This is a genomic window from Bosea sp. Tri-49, assembly GCF_003952665.1.
GTDB lineage: Bacteria > Pseudomonadota > Alphaproteobacteria > Rhizobiales > Beijerinckiaceae > Allobosea.
Genome location: NZ_CP017946.1, coordinates 2,171,457 through 2,188,242 on the forward strand (window position 1 = coordinate 2,171,457; position 16,786 = coordinate 2,188,242).

General features: G+C 67.5%; 16 protein-coding genes. 12 read left to right on the top strand and 4 right to left on the bottom strand.

Annotated features, from left to right (window positions below; translation table 11 throughout):
• The first annotated feature begins 18 nt into the window (after nucleotides 1-18).
• Nucleotides 19-882 (top strand): formyltetrahydrofolate deformylase, encoded by an 864-nt coding sequence (purU, locus tag BLM15_RS10760; protein ID WP_126112743.1) that lies wholly within the window; start codon nucleotides 19-21, stop codon nucleotides 880-882.
• Nucleotides 883-991: 109 nt separating this feature from the next.
• Here the strand turns inward: purU and pyrC are convergent, their stop codons facing one another.
• A complete protein-coding gene (gene pyrC / locus BLM15_RS10765) occupies nucleotides 992-2,086 on the bottom strand; it encodes a dihydroorotase (protein WP_126112744.1) in 1,095 nt (364 codons plus the stop codon).
• Between the two features lie 238 nt (nucleotides 2,087-2,324).
• Here pyrC and BLM15_RS10770 point away from each other — a divergent pair, with 238 nt between their 5' ends.
• On the top strand, nucleotides 2,325-3,035 hold the full coding sequence (locus BLM15_RS10770; RefSeq protein WP_126112745.1) for an orotate phosphoribosyltransferase: 711 nt from the start codon (nucleotides 2,325-2,327) through the stop codon (nucleotides 3,033-3,035).
• Nucleotides 3,036-3,090: 55 nt separating this feature from the next.
• On the opposite strand, the gene BLM15_RS10775 is transcribed toward BLM15_RS10770, so the two are convergent.
• Nucleotides 3,091-4,167 (bottom strand): ABC transporter substrate-binding protein, encoded by a 1,077-nt coding sequence (locus BLM15_RS10775; RefSeq protein WP_126112746.1) that lies wholly within the window; start codon nucleotides 4,165-4,167, stop codon nucleotides 3,091-3,093.
• 548 nt (nucleotides 4,168-4,715) lie between these two features.
• Here BLM15_RS10775 and BLM15_RS10780 point away from each other — a divergent pair.
• The 5 genes from BLM15_RS10780 (at nucleotide 4,716) to BLM15_RS10800 (ending at nucleotide 9,756) form a co-directional block, all read left to right on the top strand.
• Entirely contained in the window at nucleotides 4,716-6,434 is a 1,719-nt protein-coding gene (locus BLM15_RS10780) for a Na/Pi cotransporter family protein (protein WP_126112747.1), read from the top strand.
• A gap of 83 nt (nucleotides 6,435-6,517) precedes the next feature.
• A complete protein-coding gene (locus BLM15_RS10785; protein WP_126112748.1) occupies nucleotides 6,518-7,453 on the top strand; it encodes a LysR family transcriptional regulator in 936 nt (311 codons plus the stop codon).
• Nucleotides 7,454-7,597: 144 nt separating this feature from the next.
• The gene (locus tag BLM15_RS10790) at nucleotides 7,598-8,308 is read left to right on the top strand and encodes an SDR family NAD(P)-dependent oxidoreductase (protein ID WP_126112749.1); all 711 of its coding nucleotides are present in this window, start codon (nucleotides 7,598-7,600) and stop codon (nucleotides 8,306-8,308) included.
• A 28-nt stretch (nucleotides 8,309-8,336) separates the two neighbouring features.
• A complete protein-coding gene (locus tag BLM15_RS10795) occupies nucleotides 8,337-8,567 on the top strand; it encodes a tautomerase family protein (RefSeq protein ID WP_126112750.1) in 231 nt (76 codons plus the stop codon).
• A gap of 130 nt (nucleotides 8,568-8,697) precedes the next feature.
• A complete protein-coding gene (locus BLM15_RS10800; protein WP_126112751.1) occupies nucleotides 8,698-9,756 on the top strand; it encodes an NAD(P)H-dependent flavin oxidoreductase in 1,059 nt (352 codons plus the stop codon).
• Here the strand turns inward: BLM15_RS10800 and BLM15_RS10805 are convergent.
• A complete protein-coding gene (locus BLM15_RS10805) occupies nucleotides 9,742-10,434 on the bottom strand; it encodes a DUF2161 domain-containing phosphodiesterase (protein ID WP_126112752.1) in 693 nt (230 codons plus the stop codon). The genes BLM15_RS10800 and BLM15_RS10805 overlap by 15 nt on opposite strands.
• Nucleotides 10,435-10,516: 82 nt before the next feature.
• Complete coding sequence (locus tag BLM15_RS10810) at nucleotides 10,517-11,446, bottom strand: lipid kinase (RefSeq protein ID WP_126112753.1); 930 nt, start codon at nucleotides 11,444-11,446, stop codon at nucleotides 10,517-10,519.
• A gap of 172 nt (nucleotides 11,447-11,618) precedes the next feature.
• Between BLM15_RS10810 and BLM15_RS10815 the strand changes: the two genes are divergently transcribed.
• The 5 genes from BLM15_RS10815 (at nucleotide 11,619) to BLM15_RS10835 (ending at nucleotide 16,776) form a co-directional block, all read left to right on the top strand.
• A complete protein-coding gene (locus BLM15_RS10815; RefSeq protein WP_126112754.1) occupies nucleotides 11,619-12,632 on the top strand; it encodes a substrate-binding domain-containing protein in 1,014 nt (337 codons plus the stop codon).
• A 67-nt stretch (nucleotides 12,633-12,699) separates the two neighbouring features.
• The gene (locus tag BLM15_RS10820) at nucleotides 12,700-13,977 is read left to right on the top strand and encodes an ABC transporter substrate-binding protein (protein ID WP_126112755.1); all 1,278 of its coding nucleotides are present in this window, start codon (nucleotides 12,700-12,702) and stop codon (nucleotides 13,975-13,977) included.
• An 81-nt stretch (nucleotides 13,978-14,058) separates the two neighbouring features.
• Complete coding sequence (locus BLM15_RS10825; protein WP_126112756.1) at nucleotides 14,059-14,913, top strand: carbohydrate ABC transporter permease; 855 nt, start codon at nucleotides 14,059-14,061, stop codon at nucleotides 14,911-14,913.
• The gene (locus tag BLM15_RS10830; protein ID WP_126112757.1) at nucleotides 14,910-15,716 is read left to right on the top strand and encodes a carbohydrate ABC transporter permease; all 807 of its coding nucleotides are present in this window, start codon (nucleotides 14,910-14,912) and stop codon (nucleotides 15,714-15,716) included. Before BLM15_RS10825 ends, BLM15_RS10830 begins: the two co-directional genes overlap by 4 nt.
• Nucleotides 15,717-15,726: 10 nt before the next feature.
• Nucleotides 15,727-16,776: an ABC transporter ATP-binding protein gene (locus tag BLM15_RS10835; protein ID WP_126112758.1), complete on the top strand. Its 1,050-nt coding sequence runs from the start codon at nucleotides 15,727-15,729 to the stop codon at nucleotides 16,774-16,776.
• Nucleotides 16,777-16,786 lie beyond the last annotated feature (10 nt).

The window sequence follows — 16,786 nt, forward strand, 5'->3', positions numbered from 1 at the left end:
CGCCGGCGGCGTCATGCCATGCTCGACCGTACCAGCGTGCTCACCCTCTCCTGCCCCGACCGCCCGGGGATCGTCGCCGCCGTCTCGACCCTGCTGTTCGAGGCCGGCTGCAACATCCTCGACGCCCAGCAATATGACGACATCGAAACCGGCCGCTTCTTCATGCGCGTCGTCTTCGCCCGCCTCGACGGCGCACAGCCGCAGGAGGCCATCGCCGCCGGCATCGAGGCGCTCGCCCAGCGCTTTGCCATGACGATCAACCTCAGCGAGCGGGCCAGGAAGAAGCGCGTGCTGCTGCTGGTCTCGAAGTTCGACCATTGCCTGGTCGACCTGATCTATCGCTGGCGCATCGGCGAACTGCCGATGGAGATCGCGGGAATCGTCTCCAACCATGAGCGTGCCGCCATCGCCTCGACCGACATCGGCGACCTGCCCTTCCACCATCTGCCGGTGACGCGCCAGACCAAGATGGAGCAGGAGGCCGAGATCTGGCGGCTGGTGCAAGAGACGAAGACCGCCCTCGTCGTGCTCGCCCGCTACATGCAGATCCTGTCGGACGGGCTCTCGGCCAAGCTCGCCGGACGCTGCATCAACATCCACCACTCGTTCCTGCCCGGCTTCAAGGGCGCCAAGCCCTATCACCAGGCGCATGAGCGCGGGGTGAAGCTGATCGGCGCGACCGCGCACTATGTCACCCCGGATCTCGACGAGGGGCCAATCATCGAGCAGGACGTCGAGCGCATCAGCCATCGCGACACGCCCGACGACCTCGTCCGCAAGGGCCGCGACATCGAGCGGCGCGTGCTGGCCCGGGCCGTGTCGCACCACCTCGAAGACCGGATCGTGCTCAACGGCAAGAAGACGGTGGTGTTTACCGATTGAGGCAAGTCGTCATTCTCGGGTGCCGCATAGCGGCGACCCGAGAATCTCATGAAGGAGGGGCGCCTTCTCGTCCCGAGATGCTCGGGTCAAGCCCGAGCATGACGCGCCCTTACGTCCTCACCTCGCTGAGCGACCAGGGCAGTTCCTCGCCGCCGCGGAAGACGACGACGTCCTCCTCGCCGACCGCGATGGCAGGCGAGACCCGGCAGGGCTGCTTCTCCAGCGTGATCGTGCCTTCGTTGAGCGGCAGGCCGTAGAAGCGCGCGCCGTTCTCCGAGGCGAACGCCTCGAAATGCGGGAGGGCGCCCTCCTCGTCGAAGACCTGGACATAGGTCTGCAAGGCGGTGGCGCCACCGAAGACGCCAGCCGAGCAGCATTCGGCCTGCTTGGCGCCGCGCAGATGCGGGGCGGTGTCGGTGCCGATGAAGAAGTTGCCGTCGCCGGCGGTCGCGGCCTTGCGCAGAGCGAGACGATGGCGCTCGCGCTTGGCAACCGGCAGGCAATACAGATGCGGCCGCAATCCACCCTGGAAGATCGAGGTCCGGTTGATGATCAGATGGTGCGGCGTGATCGTGCCCGCCGCGCGGCCGGCATGGGCGCGCACCAACTCGACCGTCTCGGCGGTGGTAACGTGCTCGACCACCACTTTCAGGCCCTGGTGCCGCTTCAGGAGCGGCAGCATCTCGGTTTCCATGAACACCGCCTCGCGATCGAAGATGTCGACGGCGGGATCGGTCGCCTCGCCATGGACGAGGACCGGCATGCCGATCTTTTCCATCCGCTCCAGCACCGGGGCGAGCTTCAAGATGCTGGTGACGCCGTGATGGGCGTTGGTGGTGGCGCCGGCCGGATAAAGCTTGGCGGCGGCCCAGACGCGCTCGCGGAAGCCGCGTTCGATCTCGCCCGGATCTGTCGTATCGGTGAGATAGCAGGTCATCAGCGGGATGAAGTCGCTGCCCTCTGGTCGCGCCGCGAGGATGCGCTCGCGATAGGCGGAGGCCGCATCGACTGATGTCACCGGCGGCACCAGGTTCGGCATGATGATGCCGCGCTTGAACTGGGCGGCGGTGAAGGGCAGCACCGCCTTCAGCATCGCTCCGTCGCGCAGATGCACGTGCCAATCGTCCGGACGGCGGATCGTCAGCGTCTCGAAGGTGCCGGCGGCCTTGGCTTCAGTGCTGCCGAAGAGTTCCGTGACGCTCATGCCCTGCCCCTGTGCTGCCTGCCCACCTAGCGAATCCGAAGGCGAGCCGGCTCTTCCATAACCGCCCTGCCCGGGCTGCGCGAGCACCCCTGTGCAATCATGTCGGGGACAGTGCGCAGCGGGGATTGACCTTCATCGGCAACCTGTCGAGAAGGGGCCGTTTGCGAATTTGATCAGAGCCGCGCCAACGCCTGCAAACGGCGAAGGATGGCGCGCGCTGGCCCTGGAGAACCAGACCATGCCCAATCTCTACATGCCGGTCGACCGGGACACCATCGCGCTCGAAGCGGCCAAGATGCTGCTGGAGATCAAGGCGGTCCACTTCTACAGCGACAAGCCCTTCATCTTCACCTCGGGCTGGGCGAGCCCGGTCTATATCGACTGCCGGAAGATCATCTCCTTCCCACGTTTGCGCTCCTCGCTGATCGATTTCGCGGCGACCACCATCGTGCGCGACATCGGCTATGAATCGATCGACATCGTCGCCGGCGGCGAGACGGCCGGCATCCCCTTCGCTGCCTGGATTTCCGACCGGCTCTCGCTGCCGATGCAGTATGTCCGCAAGAAGCCCAAGGGCTTTGGCCGCAACGCGCAGATCGAAGGCGAGGTGGTCGAGGGCGCACGCACGCTGCTGGTCGAGGACCTAGCCACCGATGGCGGCAGCAAGGTCAATTTCTGCAAGGCGCTGCGCGATGCCGGCGCCAAGGTCGATCACTGCTTTGTGCTGTTCTACTACGACATCTTCCCGCAGGGGCGCGCGATGATGCAGGAGATCGGCGTCGGCCTGCACTATCTCACCACCTGGTGGGACGTGCTCAAGGTCGCCAAGGCGAGCGGCCATTTCGAGCCGAAGGTGCTGGACGAGGTCGAGAGCTTCCTCAACGAGCCGGCCAAATGGTCGGCCGCGCATGGCGGCATCTCGGACTTCAACCAGGCCAAGACCGGCTGAGGATTATCAGGCCGGCCGCACCAGTCAGGGTCGCGGCCGGCATCTCCATCCGCCTTCAGCCGGCGTGCAGGACCCGAAAGCGATCGGGCGCCGCCGGATCGCGATCGACGATCTGGATCGGCGGCCAGGCCCATTGCCAGACGCTGATGCCCGGCTCACGCGAGAACCGGATCGGCCCGCGCGTGCCTTCGACTGCAACGCTGGGCCAGGCTTCGGCAATGCGCGCCCGATCGGTGCCGTGAGATCGCAACGTCTCGGCGAGGACGGCGATCGTGTCGTAGCCCTCGAAGGCGACGAAGGACGGCGCCTGTGCCAGATGCTGGCGCAGGGCCGCCCCGACCCGCATACCGAGCGGAGGAAGCTGCTCGGGCAGATAGCGCAGGAACGGGATCGCTGCCCCGTCCTCGCCCAGTAGTGCCAACCATTCGGGCAGCTCCGGAGGCCCGGCCGGCGCGCCGATCGTGAGTCCTGCTAGGCGCTGGTCGCTGCGAACGGCCTTGACGATCGACACCGCCGGCTCCGGGTGACCGACCAGGAGCAGCAGGGCCGTGGCGCCCTTGCCGGCGAGTTCGTCACAGAGCGCGGCAGGCGTGAGCGAGTTCATCTCGAACTCCATGACGCTGCCACCGCGTGGCGTGATGTAGTCCTGCAGGATGCGTGTCCCGGAGGTCCAGTAGACACTCGGTACGGTGGCGACGGCGATCCGCTGGTGCCCCGCGCCGAGCAGGAAGTCGGCGTAGAGTCGCCAGCCGCGGGACTGCGCCGGAGCGATGCGCGCGACCCAATCCGTCGGCTGCTCGGTGAGCGTGTCGAGAACCGCCGAGGAGCAGAGGAACGGCAGGCCCAGGGCGTCGGCCGTGGCAGCGGCGGCGCGCGCGACGACGCTGTGGTACTCCCCAGCCAGAGCAGCGACGCCCAGGCCGGCCAGCTCATCGACTGCGGCTGCGGCCCTCTGCGGGTCAGCGGCAGTGTCCCGGACCAGCAGCTCGAGCGGCCGTCCAGCGATCCCGCCGGCAGCATTGACGTCGGACACGGCCAGTTCGAGCCCGGCGAGCAGATGCTGGCCTGCCTCGACCCAGCCCGGCCGCGACAGTGGCGCCAGAGCGCCGATCCGGATGGAGGGTGTGTTCATGCGTCGGCGTCTCCCGGGCGACCATTTGGTCGCACTATGCCGGGGTCGCGCCCTTGGGCGTCAGTAGTGCGAGCGCAGCGCGGCCAAACGATTTCAGAAGGCCGGCGGCCTCCGTACGAAGAAGGTGTTGATACCCTCGCGGAAATCCGCCGTGCCGGCATTGGCGACGAAGGCCTTTTTCTCCAGATCGAGCTGCGCGTCGAGCGAGCCTTGCGCAACGGCCTGGACCAGCGCCTTGCTGGCCCCTTGCGAGCAAATCCCAGCGGAAGCCTACTCCAGCCACATAGTCGTCGGCACGGCGCAGGCCGCGACCGCAATTCTTCCACACTGACCGGATACGAAGAGGTCTTCGCCAGCGTTGTCGTGGATCGCCACGGCCGCCGGCTGTTGCGCTTTTTGGGCGTTCAACGACCGTTTTCCGTTCCAGAGCGCATGCGAGAGACGTAGACCATTTCCGCCGCAGATTTTATAAGACGGCTAACAAATTTGGCGGCATAATCCGCCGCTTCATTCCTGCGATTCCCGCCTAAAGGAGCGCCCTCCCCACGATGAACGCCGCCGATAGCACCACCGCCATCCTGATCCACCTCGCCGGCTCGGTGGCGCTGCTGATCTGGGCGGTCCGGCTGGTGCGAACGGGCGCGACCCGGGCGTTCGGATCGTCGCTGCGGCAGGCGATCGCGCGTTTCACCGGCAATCGCGTCTCGGCCATGGCGAGCGGCGCGGTGGTCACGCTGATCCTGCAGAGCTCGACGGCGACGACGCTGCTGCTCTCCTCCTTCGCTGGCCAGGCCCTGATCGGCCTGCCCATGGCCTTCGCCGTGCTGCTCGGCGCCAATATCGGCACGGCGCTGGCGGCCTTCCTGGTCTCGTTCGAGCTCGGCTGGATCTGGGGGGCGTGTCTCGCAGTTGGCGTGACGCTCTATCTCGCCAATGAGGCGATGAACCGGGCCCGCAATATCGGGCGCCTCATCGTCGGCATCGGGCTGATCCTGCTCTCGCTCGCCGAGCTGAAGACCGCCTCGGCGCCGCTGGCGCAGTCGCCGGTCTTCCGCATGGCGTTCGAGGCCCTGGCCAGTGAGCCCCTGCTTGCCGTCGCGATCACGGTCGCGGCAACCTGGCTGACCCATTCGAGCCTCGCCATCGTCCTGCTGATCGCTTCCTTCTGGGCGGGCGGACTGTTCCCGGCCCCGACCGCGCTGATCCTGATCGTCGGCGCCAATCTCGGCAATGCGCTGGTGCCGGTGATCGACCAGCTCGGCGCGCCGGTCGTGCAGCGCCGGGTCGCGCTCGCCAACCTTTTGACGCGCATCGTCATTGCGCTGATCGTCATCCCCTTCGCCAAGCCGCTGGCGGGGTGGTTCTCGCAGCTGTCGCAGAATCCCGCGCGTCTCGCGGTCGAAATCCATCTGGCGCTGAACATCGTTGGCGCCCTCGCCTTCCTGCCCTTCACCGGTCCGATCGCCGCGCTGGTCACCCGTCTGACCCCGGCCGCGCCCGAAGCGGAGACGCGCACACGCCCGCTCTATCTCGACCCCAGCCTGCTCGACAGCCCGCCCGAAGCCCTCGCCAGCGCGATGCGCGAGACACTGCATCTCGGCGACCGCGTGAGCGCCATGCTGAAGGACCTGCTGATCCTGCTGGAGCAGGACAAGCTCGCGCTCTCCCGCGAGATCGCCGCGGCCGATGACGGCGTCGACACCATCCACGAGGCGATCAAGCTCTATCTCGTCCAGCTCTCGCGCCGCCCGCTCTGCGAGGAGGACAGCCGGCGCCTGTTCGAGATCATCACGGCGACCACCAATCTCGAGCATATCGGCGACATCATCGACAAGAACCTGCGGGAACTCGCGGAGAAGAAGATCCGCAAGCGCTACCGCTTCTCCGAGGAAGGCCTCGCCGAGATTCGCGACTTCCATGCCCGCGTCAGCCACAGCCTGCAGCTTTCGCTCAACGTGCTGGCCTCGCGCGACATCACTCTCGCCCGCCAGCTCTTCGACGAGAAGAGCGCGATGCGCGTTGCCGAGCGCATGGCGACCGAGAAGCATTACGAGCGCCTCCGCAGCGGGGTCGCTCAGTCGCTCGAGACCTCATCGATCCATCTCGACGTATTGCGCGACTTGAAACGCATCCACGGCCACATCACCTCGATCGCCTATCCGATCCTGGAAGCCGCCGACGAGCTCAGCGAGACCCGGCTGCGCAAGGCTGAGGAGCAGCCTGCCGACGAGCGCTACGGCCTCGCTCTGCCGCATAAGCCAGCCTGACGCGGCACCGCCTGGGCTGGCGCCGTGTGCGCTTGACAGCCTGCCGGATTGACCGAGCTTAAGGCCGAAGGCTCGGGGGCATCATGGATCGCATCGACGCGATGAAAGTGTTCATCGCCGCACTGGACGAGGGCAGCCTCGCCGGGGCAGGACGCCTGCTTGGCCGCTCCCCGGCTGCCGTCAGCCGGGCCGTCGCCTTTCTCGAACAGCAAGCCGGTACTCCGCTGCTGCATCGGACGACCCGCTCGATCCGGCTGAGCGAGACCGGCGAGCGCTATGCTGCGGCCTGCCGCCGCGTCCTCGCCGACCTGCAGGAGCTCGACGCGGTCGGCGCCGGCGAGCAAGCCGCCCCGCGCGGCACCTTGACCATCACAGCGCCGCCGATCAGTGGCGAGGAAATCCTGCGGCCGATCGTCGATGCCTTCATCGAGGCCTTCCCGGCTGTCTCGGTCAATCTCGTCCTGCTCTCGCGTGGCGCCAACCTGGTCGAGGAAGGCATCGACATTGCCTTGCGTATCCTCGACCTGCCGGATTCGGCGATGACGGCCATCCGCATCGGCGGCGAGGTCCGGCCGGTGATCGTGGCCTCGCCACGCTATCTCAGCCAGCACCCGCGCATCGACGAGCCAGGGGACCTGGCCAGGCACAGCATCATCGCCTGTACCGATTTCGGGCGCGATGCCTGGATCTTCCCGCCCGTGAAGGGCGGCTCCGTGCCCCGCTCCGTCCAGTTCAAGCCGCGGCTCACCGTCAACAGTGTCAGGGCAGCATTGGGGGCTGCGGTCGGCGGGCTCGGCGTGACGCGGCTGTTCACCTACCATGTCGCCGAACGCGTGCAGGACGGTTCGCTCGAGCTCCTGCTGCGGGATGCCGAGCCCCCGGCCCGCCCCGTCAACCTGGTCATGCCGCAGGGCCGCTCCAGCGTCCCCAAGGTCCGGGCGTTCCTCAATTTCGCCGTGCCGCGCCTGCGGGCCGACTTCGCGCGGCTCTCGGCCGCGTCGGGCGTGATGCACCCCTGAGCCACCCATTCTTCCGCATCACGAGGGAATGACTGTCGTACAGCAGGCATTCAGCCGCAATGCGAAACACTCCAGATTCCTCGTCATCAGGCCCAGGGCCGGGCAGCGGCACGTCCGCTCGCTGCCAAAGAAACGAGGATCATCATGAGCAACGAACGGAAGGTCGCCATCGTCACCGGCGCCTCGCAGGGCATCGGCGCTGCGCTGGTCAAGGGTTTCCGCGACCGCAATTATCGGGTCGTCGCGACATCGCGCTCGATCACGCAAGGCAGCGACCCGGATATTCTCGCGGTGCCCGGCGATATTGCCGATCCGGCGACGGCCGAGGCGGTCGTACGCGAGGCGATCGCCCGCTTCGAGCGCATCGACACGCTGGTCAACAATGCCGGCATCTTCATCGCCAAGCCCTTCACCGACTACACGGTTGAAGACTTCCAGACCAAGATCGCCACCAATCTCGCCGGCTTCTTCCACATCACCCAGCAGGCCGTGGCCGCCATGCTGAAGCAGGGCTCCGGCCATGTCGTCAGCATCACCACGAGCCTGACCGACCATGCGGTCGCGGGCGTTCCGACCGTGCTCGCCAACCTGACCAAGGGCGGCATCAATTCGGCGACCAAGGCGCTGGCGGTCGAATACGCCACCCGGGGCATCCGCGTGAACGCGGTCTCGCCCGGCATCATTAAGACCCCGATGCACGCGCCGCAGACGCATGAATTCCTGGCCAACCTGCACCCGGTCAAGCGCATGGGCGAGGTCCGCGACATCGTCGACGCCGTGCTTTTCCTGGAAAGCGCCGGTTTCGTCACTGGCGAGATCCTGCATGTCGATGGCGGCCAGAGCGCCGGCCACTGACCCGCAACCGGACCAGCAGGAGGTTTCCATGCCGATCGTCACCATCCAGGTCACCCGCGAGGGCTCCGGCCCGGGCCGCTCCTCGGTCACGCCTGAGGAGAAGGCGAGGCTCATCGCCGGCGCCAGCCAGCTCCTGCTCGACGTGCTGAACAAGCCGCTCGATGCGACCTTCGTCGTGATCGAGGAGGTCGAGCTCGACAATTGGGGCTGGGGTGGCCTGCCCGTCCCGGAATACCGCAAGCGGCGCCCGGCGAGCTAGTCTCGCCGTCAGCGGCCTTGATCCAGGACCCGCTCAATCCTGCACTGCGGATGCGCTGACCTTCGCCTTTGAAATCGACGGGCCGCGGCCGACACTGGCCGCTGCCCGTCCGGCCTCGTGAGGAACGACCTTGACCAGCACCGCACAAGCGCGACTGCTTGACCTGTTCGGCATCGAATTGCCGATCATCCAGGGGCCGATGGCCCTGGCGTCGACGCCGGAGATGGTGATCGCCGTCAGCGAAGCCGGCGGGCTCGGCTCGCTGGCCGGCGCGCAGTACAATGAAGCGGGGCTCAGGGCCGCGCTCGACACGGTGCGGGCCGGCACGCGCCGGCCGATCAACGTCAACTTCTTCTGCCATACGCCGCCGGCCGACGATCCGGCCCGGCAAGCGGCCTGGCTGAAGCACCTTTCCGGCTACTATGCCGAAGCCGGGCTCGATCCGGACATGCCGAAGACGCCGAGCGGACGCACACCCTTCGACGCCTCCCTTGCCGGTGTCGTCGAGGAGTATCGTCCAGAGGTCGTCAGCTTCCATTTCGGCCTGCCGGCATCTGAACTTTTCGAGCGGGTCAAGCGCACCGGCGCCAAGGTGATCGCCTCGGCGACCACGGTGCCCGAGGCGCGCTGGCTTGCCGAGCACGGCGTCGACGCGGTCATCGCCATGGGCGCCGAGGCCGGCGGCCATCGCGGCATTTTCCTCAACGACAGGATCTCTGAGCAGGTCGGCACCTTCGCGCTGGTGCCGCAGGTCGTCGATGCCGTCTCCGTCCCGGTGATCGCCGCCGGCGGCATCACCGACCGGCGCGGCGTGAAGGCTGCGTTCGCCCTCGGTGCAGCCGCCGTCCAGGTCGGCACCGCCTATTTGTTCACGCCGGAAGCGAGCATCTCGCCGATCTACCGCAAGGCGCTCGAAATGGGCGAGCGCCCGACCGCGATCACCAACCTGTTCACCGGCCGGCCGGCGCGCGGCATCGTCAACCGGGCGATGGCGGAGCTCGGCCCAATCTCCGAGCTCGCCCCTGCCTTTCCGACCGCTGGTACGGCATTAGGGCCGCTGCGCAGCGCCGCCGAGGCGGTCGGCCGCGACGACTTCACCTTGCTATGGGCGGGCCAAGCCTACCCGCTCGCCAGGCCGATGACATCGACGGAACTGACGCGGATGCTCGCCGGGCTAGGCGGCCGATAGACCACTGCGATCGGGCTCGGCTGGGGCAAGGGTTGGCTCCCACCGCTCCAGAGCGCTACGGCCGGCCTCAGTCAGGCCGTAGACGCCGCGCTCGGCCCGCTCGAACCAGCCATAGACGTTGCTGTGCAGGATCTTCTGGGCATCGGGGCATGATGGCCTTAGGTCTCGCGGGCGCCTCGGCTCGGCGCTCATCGCCGCAGCGCAGGCGAGCGCCTGCTGGCGATAGGCGGTCATGATCGGCTGGCGCGTGCTGCCGCCGGCCGCCGGATCGCCCTTGCGCCGCCGATGCTCGTCGACAAGTCGCGAACGGGCCCGCGGGTTCTTGCGCGGCGTCGGTGCCGTCGGCGAGACCAGCACCTCGACACGGCCGGTGCTGGAGACGCCGAGCAGGCCGAAGCCGAGACGCCGACAGAGATCGCGATAGCGTGGATCGCTCTCCCGGCCCTTGCCCCGGACCGAGAGCTGCGCCGCCAGCCAGATCTCGTCGCCGAGGCGCAGCCTGTCGACGCCCTGCAGAATGAGCTCCAGGTTGAAGGCGAGCTTGAGCTCGCCGATCACCACCACAGTGGCATCGCCCTCCCGGAGGCCGACGAGATCGCAGCGGCCGATTTCGCCCTTCACGACATAGCCGAGCCCCTCGAGGAAGCGCTTCACGGGCGGGTAGAGCGAGGTTTCCAAGCGGCATCTCCTGACGGCTCACGCAGGAGCGTAGCGCCGAGAGGTTTCCGAGAGCCGAACGGCGCGGCGGCGGCGAGTGGCTTCAGCGGTGATAGAGATGCGGCCGCGACGCCGTATCGCCCGCCCCGGCGCTCGGCGTGAAGATCGAGATCGCCTTGGGGTGGACCTTGAAATGGGCGGGCGTCGCGGTGACGATCTCGCCATCGGTGTTCACCGGCATCGGCCGCTTGGTCTCGATGTCGAACTCGACGCAGCGCGCCGTGCGCACCTCGCGCCAGGCACCATGCGTGCCCGACCGGAACGAGCGCAGCATCAGCGCCAGCTTCCAGAGATTGCTGATCTCGAGGCTGTAGAGATCGAGATGGCCGTCATCGATCTCAGCGCTCTCCTCGACGACATTGCCACCGCCATAGTGCCGGCCATTGCCGATCGCGACCTGATAGGTCTCGACCTCGGTGGTCTGGCCCTTCTCGGTGATCCTGGCCTTGAAGCGCGCCGCCCGGGTCATGACCTTCATCGCCGCGAGCGCATAGCCGAGCCGGCCGAAGCGCTTCTTCAGCACCGGATCGAGGCTCTGCGCCAGATCGCTGCTCAGCCCGATGCTGGCGACATTGAAGAAGGCGTGGCCATTCACGGTGCCGACATCGACCGGCCGCGTCTCGCCACGGGCGATCACCTCGGCAGCAGCGACGAGGTCGGACGGGATGCCGAGTGTCAGCGCAAGATCGTTGGCGGTGCCCATCGGGATGATGCCCATCGGCAGGCCGCTTTCCATCGCTGCCAGCGCCGCCGACGAGACCGAGCCGTCGCCGCCGCAGACGATGACGAGATCGGCCCGATCCCGCAGCCGCACGATGTCGCGGGCAATCTCCGGCAACGCCTCGAAGGTCTCGATGGTGACATCAAGACCGCCGGCTTCGAGCCGCTGCAAGAGCGGCTCGATCGACTCACTGCCGCGCCGCGCCTTGGGATTGCGCAGCAGCAGAGCGCGCTTGCGGGTGGGTTGATTCATCAGGTCCTGCAGCAAAGCGTCATCGGGCAAGGCAGGTGGGGACGGAAGGAGCGGGTTTCAATCGCACGGTTGCTGTTGGGGCGATCCTGGAGAGCTCGATGGAAAGGCTCCAGCGGCTGCTTGACTCCCGCTGACGGCTTTATAAGTTTCCAAAACGTTTTGGAGACCGATTTTGAGCTCTCTCAAGGCACTCGCGCAACGTCTCGGCCTCTCGATCACGACCGTGTCGCGAGCCCTCGACGACTATCCGGATGTCGCTCCGGCGACGCGTGAGCGCGTGCGGCATGCGGCGCGCGAGGCGAACTATCGCCCTCACAACGCCGCTCGCCGGCTGCGCAAGGGAACCGGTGAGACGGTCGCCTTCGTGATGCCCGCGCAACCCGGGCATTTCCACGAACCCGTCTTCGCCGAACTGCTCGCCGCGATCGGCGAGCGCCTCGCCGCAGAGCATCACGATCTCATCCTGCTCGCGGCGCGCCCCGGCCTCGAAGAGATGGCGACCTATCGACGCCTGGTCGAAAGCGGCCGGGCCGACGCCTTCATCCTCGCCCGGACGCGCCGGCGCGACGAGCGCGTCGCCTATCTCGAGGCGAAGGGCGTACCCTTCATCTGCCATGGCCGGACCGAGACGAAACAGCCTTACGCCTTCGTCGACGGCGATGGCGAGGCAGGCTTCCGCGATGTGACGAAGCGCCTGATCGGGCTGGGGCGTCGCCGGATCGCGCATCTGTCGGCACCATCCTATCTCACCTTCGCGACGCTGCGCGCTGCCGGCTGGCGACAGGCGATGATCGAAGCCGGCTTTGAGGAGGACGCGCAGCGGCTCTTTGCCGAAGGTGAGCCGACCGAAGCGGACGGCCATCGCCTCGCCGCCGAACTGCTGGCCGGAAGGCAGCCGCCAACAGCTCTCGTCTGTGCCACCGACCGGATGGCGCTCGGAGCGATGCAGGCCGTGGTCGAGGCCGGCCTCGCCATAGGCTCCGACATCGCGGTCACCGGCCACGACAACATTCCAGCGGCCTCTTATGCCCGGCCGGGCCTCACCACCATGGAGTTGCCGCCTTCCGAGGTCGGCGCCCGGCTCGCCGCGATGATCCTCGCCCGCATGGGCGGGCGCGATCCGCGCGAGCTCTCCGCCGTATTGGATTTGCGCCAGATCCCAAGGGGTTCGAGCGCAGAAGCCTGAGAATCCGAGCCTGAACTGAAGCGGCCAGCAAGCGCCGCACGGAAAGCAAACGCAGAGGGAGGAGATGATGAAAAGTATTCTGGCAAGCGGCACTGCCGTCGCGATCCTGCTGTCGGCGAGCTTTGCAGCCGCACAGGACGTCAATTTCCTGTCGACGCAGCTGAGACCGGTCGAGGAAGCGCAGAAGGTCCGCCAGGTCCTGCTGAAGGGCGTGCCCGGCAAGGTGTCCTACCTCGTCGAGGAGCCGCCGCAATTCGATGTGCGCATGAAGGCCGAGGGCAAGGCCGGCAAGCGCACGATCAGCGTCGCCGGCGCTCTTCATGGCGAGCTCCAGCCGCTCGTCACATCGGGCGATCTCGACACGGTCGACGACCTCGTCGCCAAGCTGGCCGATCGCGGCATCCCGCAGGGCCTGCTGGAGCTCGGCAAGCTCGGCACGGGCAAGCAGGTCTATATCCCCTGGATGCAGGCGACTTACATCATGGTCGCGCGCAAGGAGGCGCTCGCCTCGCTGCCGGCCGGCGCCGATGTGAACGCGCTGACCTATGACCAGCTCGAAGCCTGGGGCAAGGCCCTGACCGAAAAGACCGGCAAGCGCCTGATCGGCTTCCCGGCCGGACCGAAGGGGCTGATGCCGCGCTTCTACCAGGGCTATCTCTACCCCTCCTTCACCGGTGGCGTGGTGACGCCGTTCCGCTCGGCCGACGCCGAGGCGATGTGGGGCAAGTTCAAGAGCCTCTGGCAATACGTCAACCCGAACTCGACCAGCTATGACTTCATGCAGGAGCCGCTGATGGCCGGCGAGGTCTGGGTCGCGTTCGACCATGTCGCGCGCCTGAAGGATGCGCTGGTGCAGGAGCCTGACAAATATGTGACCTTCCCGGCGCCGGCCGGTCCGAAGGGGCGCGGCTACATGCCGGTCGTCGCAGGGCTCGCCATCCCGAAGGGCGCGCCCGACCGGGCGGGAGCCGTCGCGGTGATCGAGCACCTGACCAAGCCCGAGATCCAGGTGAAGACAGCGGCCGAGGTCGGCTTCTTCCCGGTGGTGAAGGCTGAGTTGCCGGCCGATCTCTCGCCCGGCATCAAGCTGATCGCGGAAGGCGTCGCCAAGACGCAAGGCGCCAAGGACGCGCTGCCGGCGCTGCTGCCGATCGGGCTCGGCGACAAGGGCGGCGAGTTCAACAAGGTCTTCTCCGACAGCTTCCAGCGCATCGTGCTGCGCGGCGAGAACCCGCGCGCCGTGCTCGATGCGCAGGCCGCAGTGCTCAAGGGCCTGATGGAGGCGACCAAGGCGCCGTGCTGGGCGCCCGACAAGGCGAGCGAGGCCGCCTGCCCGGTCGACTGATCGACCTGAGCCACTCCTCCACTGGGCGGCTACTTGGCCGCCCACCTTTTCCGCTCTGTCCGCCAAGCCGCCGGGACCGCCATGAAGCGAACCCAATCGCGAGCCCTCCCCTATCTGCTGTTGGCGCCGTCGCTGGTCTTCCTGACGGCGATCTTCCTGCTGCCGCTGGTGCAGACGATCGCGCTGTCCTTCAGCGAAAGCGGGGTCGCCTCGCTCGGCAATTACCGGCGCATGGTGTCCGACCTGAATTTCGGCCTGGCGCTGTGCAACACCTTCCTGCTCGTCCTCGTCGTGGTGCCGATCCAGCTCGCGCTCGCCCTCGGGATGAGCGTGATGATCGAGAAGATCGGCCGCGGGCGCGATCTCGTGCTCTGGGTCTGGACGATCCCGCTCGGCGTCTCCGATCTTGCCGCCGGCCTGGTCTGGCTCGCGATCCTGCAGGATCGCGGCTATCTCAACAGCGCGCTCTACGGGCTCGGGCTGATCGACGGGCCGACCGCCTGGCTGACCTACGAGACGCCCGGCACGCTCTTCCTCGGCGTCGTCCTCGCCGAGATCTGGCGCGCGACCGCGATCGTACTGGTCATCCTCGTCGCCGGCCTTCAGCTCATCCCGAAGGAATATCGCGAGGCTGCCGAGGTCTTCGGCGCCAGGCCCTGGACGATCTTCCGGCGCATCACCCTGCCGCTGCTCAAGCCCAGCATCCAGACGGCGCTGATCCTTCGCACCGTGCTCGCTTTCGAGGTCTTCGCCGTGGTCTACGCCATCGGCGGCACCAACTTCCCGGTGCTCGTCGGCGAAGCCTACACCTGGCAGAACGCCAACCAGAACACCGGCGTCGCAGCCGCCTATGCGATGCTGATCGTGGTGATCTCGCTCGCCGCGACGGCGATCTACCTGCGGGCGCTGCGCGTGCCGGCGGAGCAGCAGCCATGAGCGGGCTGAAGCGCACTGTCTTCTGGACCGGCGTCGTCGCGCTCTGCGCCTGGGTGCTGGTGCCGATCTGGCTGATCGCGCTGGGTGCCTTCGGCGGCCGCACCGGCGTCTTCCGCTGGCCGAAATCGCTGTGGCCGGCCGACGCCTCCCTCGCCGCCCTGCAGACCTTCCTCGCTGTCGAGGGCGTCTGGCCGGCGATGGTGAACAGCATCATCGCGGCGCTCACCTGCATGGCCCTCTCGATCGGGCTCGGCGCCCCGGCCGGCTATGCCCTGGCGCGCTTCTCCTTCCGCGGCCAGAACACCTACCGTCTGCTGATCCTGCTGACCCGCGCCTTTCCGCTCGCCATCCTGGCGCTGCCGCTGACGGTCGCCTTTATTCGCGTCGGGCTCTACGACACGGCCTTCGGCGTCGGCCTGGTGCATACGGCGCTCGCCTTGCCTTTCGCCGCGCTGGTTTCCGCGAGCCTGTTCCAGGCGATCCCGCGCGAACTGGAGGAGGCGGCCTGGGTCTTCGGCTGCAGCCGCTGGCAGGCCTTCCGCAAGGTGGTGCTGCCGTTGGCTCTGCCCGGCATCGCCGCGGCGGCGATCTTCGCCTTCGTCATCTCCTGGAACGAGGTCTTCGCGGCCTCGGTCCTCTCGGTGAAGAACCGCACGCTCACCGCCTATCTCCTGACCGTGCTGGCGGAGTCGCCGCTGCATTTCCGCTTCGCCGGTGGCTTCCTGCTGATCCTGCCCTCGCTCGCCTTTATCTTCGCGGTCAGGAAATACCTGTTCGCGATGTGGGGCATCGCCAACCGCTGACGGGGACTGAATGGCCGAGATCACCATCGACGGCATCGCCAAATCCTTCGGCACAGCGCGAGCGCTGGAGCAGATCGACCTCACCGTCGCCGACGGCGAGTTCGTGGCGCTGCTCGGCCCCTCCGGCTGCGGCAAGACCACGCTGCTGCGGATCATCGCCGGGCTGGAAAGCGCGACGAGCGGACGCATCGTCATCGGCGAGCGCGACCTGACCGAGGTGCCGACGCGCCGGCGCGGGCTCGCCATGGTGTTCCAGAACTATGCGGTCTTCCCGCATATGAACGTCTACGAGAACGTCGCCTTCGGCCTGCGCATGCAGGGCGCCGACGAGGCACGCATCAAGGCCCGCGTCGGCAAGGCGACGGAGCTCCTTCACATCACGCCTTATCTCGACCGCTATCCGGCGAAGCTCTCCGGCGGGCAGCGCCAGCGCGTCGCCGTGGCGCGTGCGCTCGCCGTCGAGCCGCCGGTATTGCTGATGGACGAGCCGCTCTCCAATCTCGATGCGCTGCTGCGTCTGGAGATGCGCGCCGAGCTCAAGGCGGTGCTGCGCGAGGCCAGGACCACGACGATCTACGTCACCCACGACCAGACCGAGGCGATGGGGCTGGCCGACCGGATCGCCGTCATGCATGGCGGGCGCATCGAGCAGATCGACCGGCCGACCGCAGTCTATGAGCGCCCGGCCACCATCTTCGTCGGCGGCTTCGTCGGCAGCCCGCCGATGAACTTCCTGCCGGTCACCATCGTGAATTCGCGACTGGAGCTGCCGGGCTCGAGCCTGCCGGCGCCGCAAGCCTCCGGCGCGTTGCTGATGGGCATCAGGGCGGAGGACCTGACGCCGGTCGCCGACGGCGAGGGCCTGCCCTTCGACATCGCGGTGGTCGAGCCGCTCGGCGCGCATGATCTCGTCACCGGCCGCAGCGGGCAGACGCTGCTGCGCGTGGCGGCCCCGGCCGGCAGCGGACACAAGCCCGGCACGAGGATCGGCCTCAGGCCCGACCCGAAACGACTGGTCTGGATGGATCCGGCATCGGGCCGGGCGATCCAGGCGCAATGACGGACCTTTG

Coding starts and splice junctions, on each gene's coding strand:
- BLM15_RS10770 (WP_126112745.1), top strand. CDS start 2,325: ATGCCCAATCTCTACATGCCGGTCGACCGGGACACCATCGCGCTCGAA.
- BLM15_RS10825 (WP_126112756.1), top strand. CDS start 14,059: ATGAAGCGAACCCAATCGCGAGCCCTCCCCTATCTGCTGTTGGCGCCG.
- BLM15_RS10780 (WP_126112747.1), top strand. CDS start 4,716: ATGAACGCCGCCGATAGCACCACCGCCATCCTGATCCACCTCGCCGGC.
- purU (WP_126112743.1), top strand. CDS start 19: ATGCTCGACCGTACCAGCGTGCTCACCCTCTCCTGCCCCGACCGCCCG.
- BLM15_RS10810 (WP_126112753.1), bottom strand. CDS start 11,446: ATGAATCAACCCACCCGCAAGCGCGCTCTGCTGCTGCGCAATCCCAAG.
- BLM15_RS10785 (WP_126112748.1), top strand. CDS start 6,518: ATGGATCGCATCGACGCGATGAAAGTGTTCATCGCCGCACTGGACGAG.
- pyrC (WP_126112744.1), bottom strand. CDS start 2,086: ATGAGCGTCACGGAACTCTTCGGCAGCACTGAAGCCAAGGCCGCCGGC.
- BLM15_RS10775 (WP_126112746.1), bottom strand. CDS start 4,167: ATGAACACACCCTCCATCCGGATCGGCGCTCTGGCGCCACTGTCGCGG.
- BLM15_RS10790 (WP_126112749.1), top strand. CDS start 7,598: ATGAGCAACGAACGGAAGGTCGCCATCGTCACCGGCGCCTCGCAGGGC.
- BLM15_RS10795 (WP_126112750.1), top strand. CDS start 8,337: ATGCCGATCGTCACCATCCAGGTCACCCGCGAGGGCTCCGGCCCGGGC.
- BLM15_RS10835 (WP_126112758.1), top strand. CDS start 15,727: ATGGCCGAGATCACCATCGACGGCATCGCCAAATCCTTCGGCACAGCG.
- BLM15_RS10820 (WP_126112755.1), top strand. CDS start 12,700: ATGAAAAGTATTCTGGCAAGCGGCACTGCCGTCGCGATCCTGCTGTCG.
- BLM15_RS10830 (WP_126112757.1), top strand. CDS start 14,910: ATGAGCGGGCTGAAGCGCACTGTCTTCTGGACCGGCGTCGTCGCGCTC.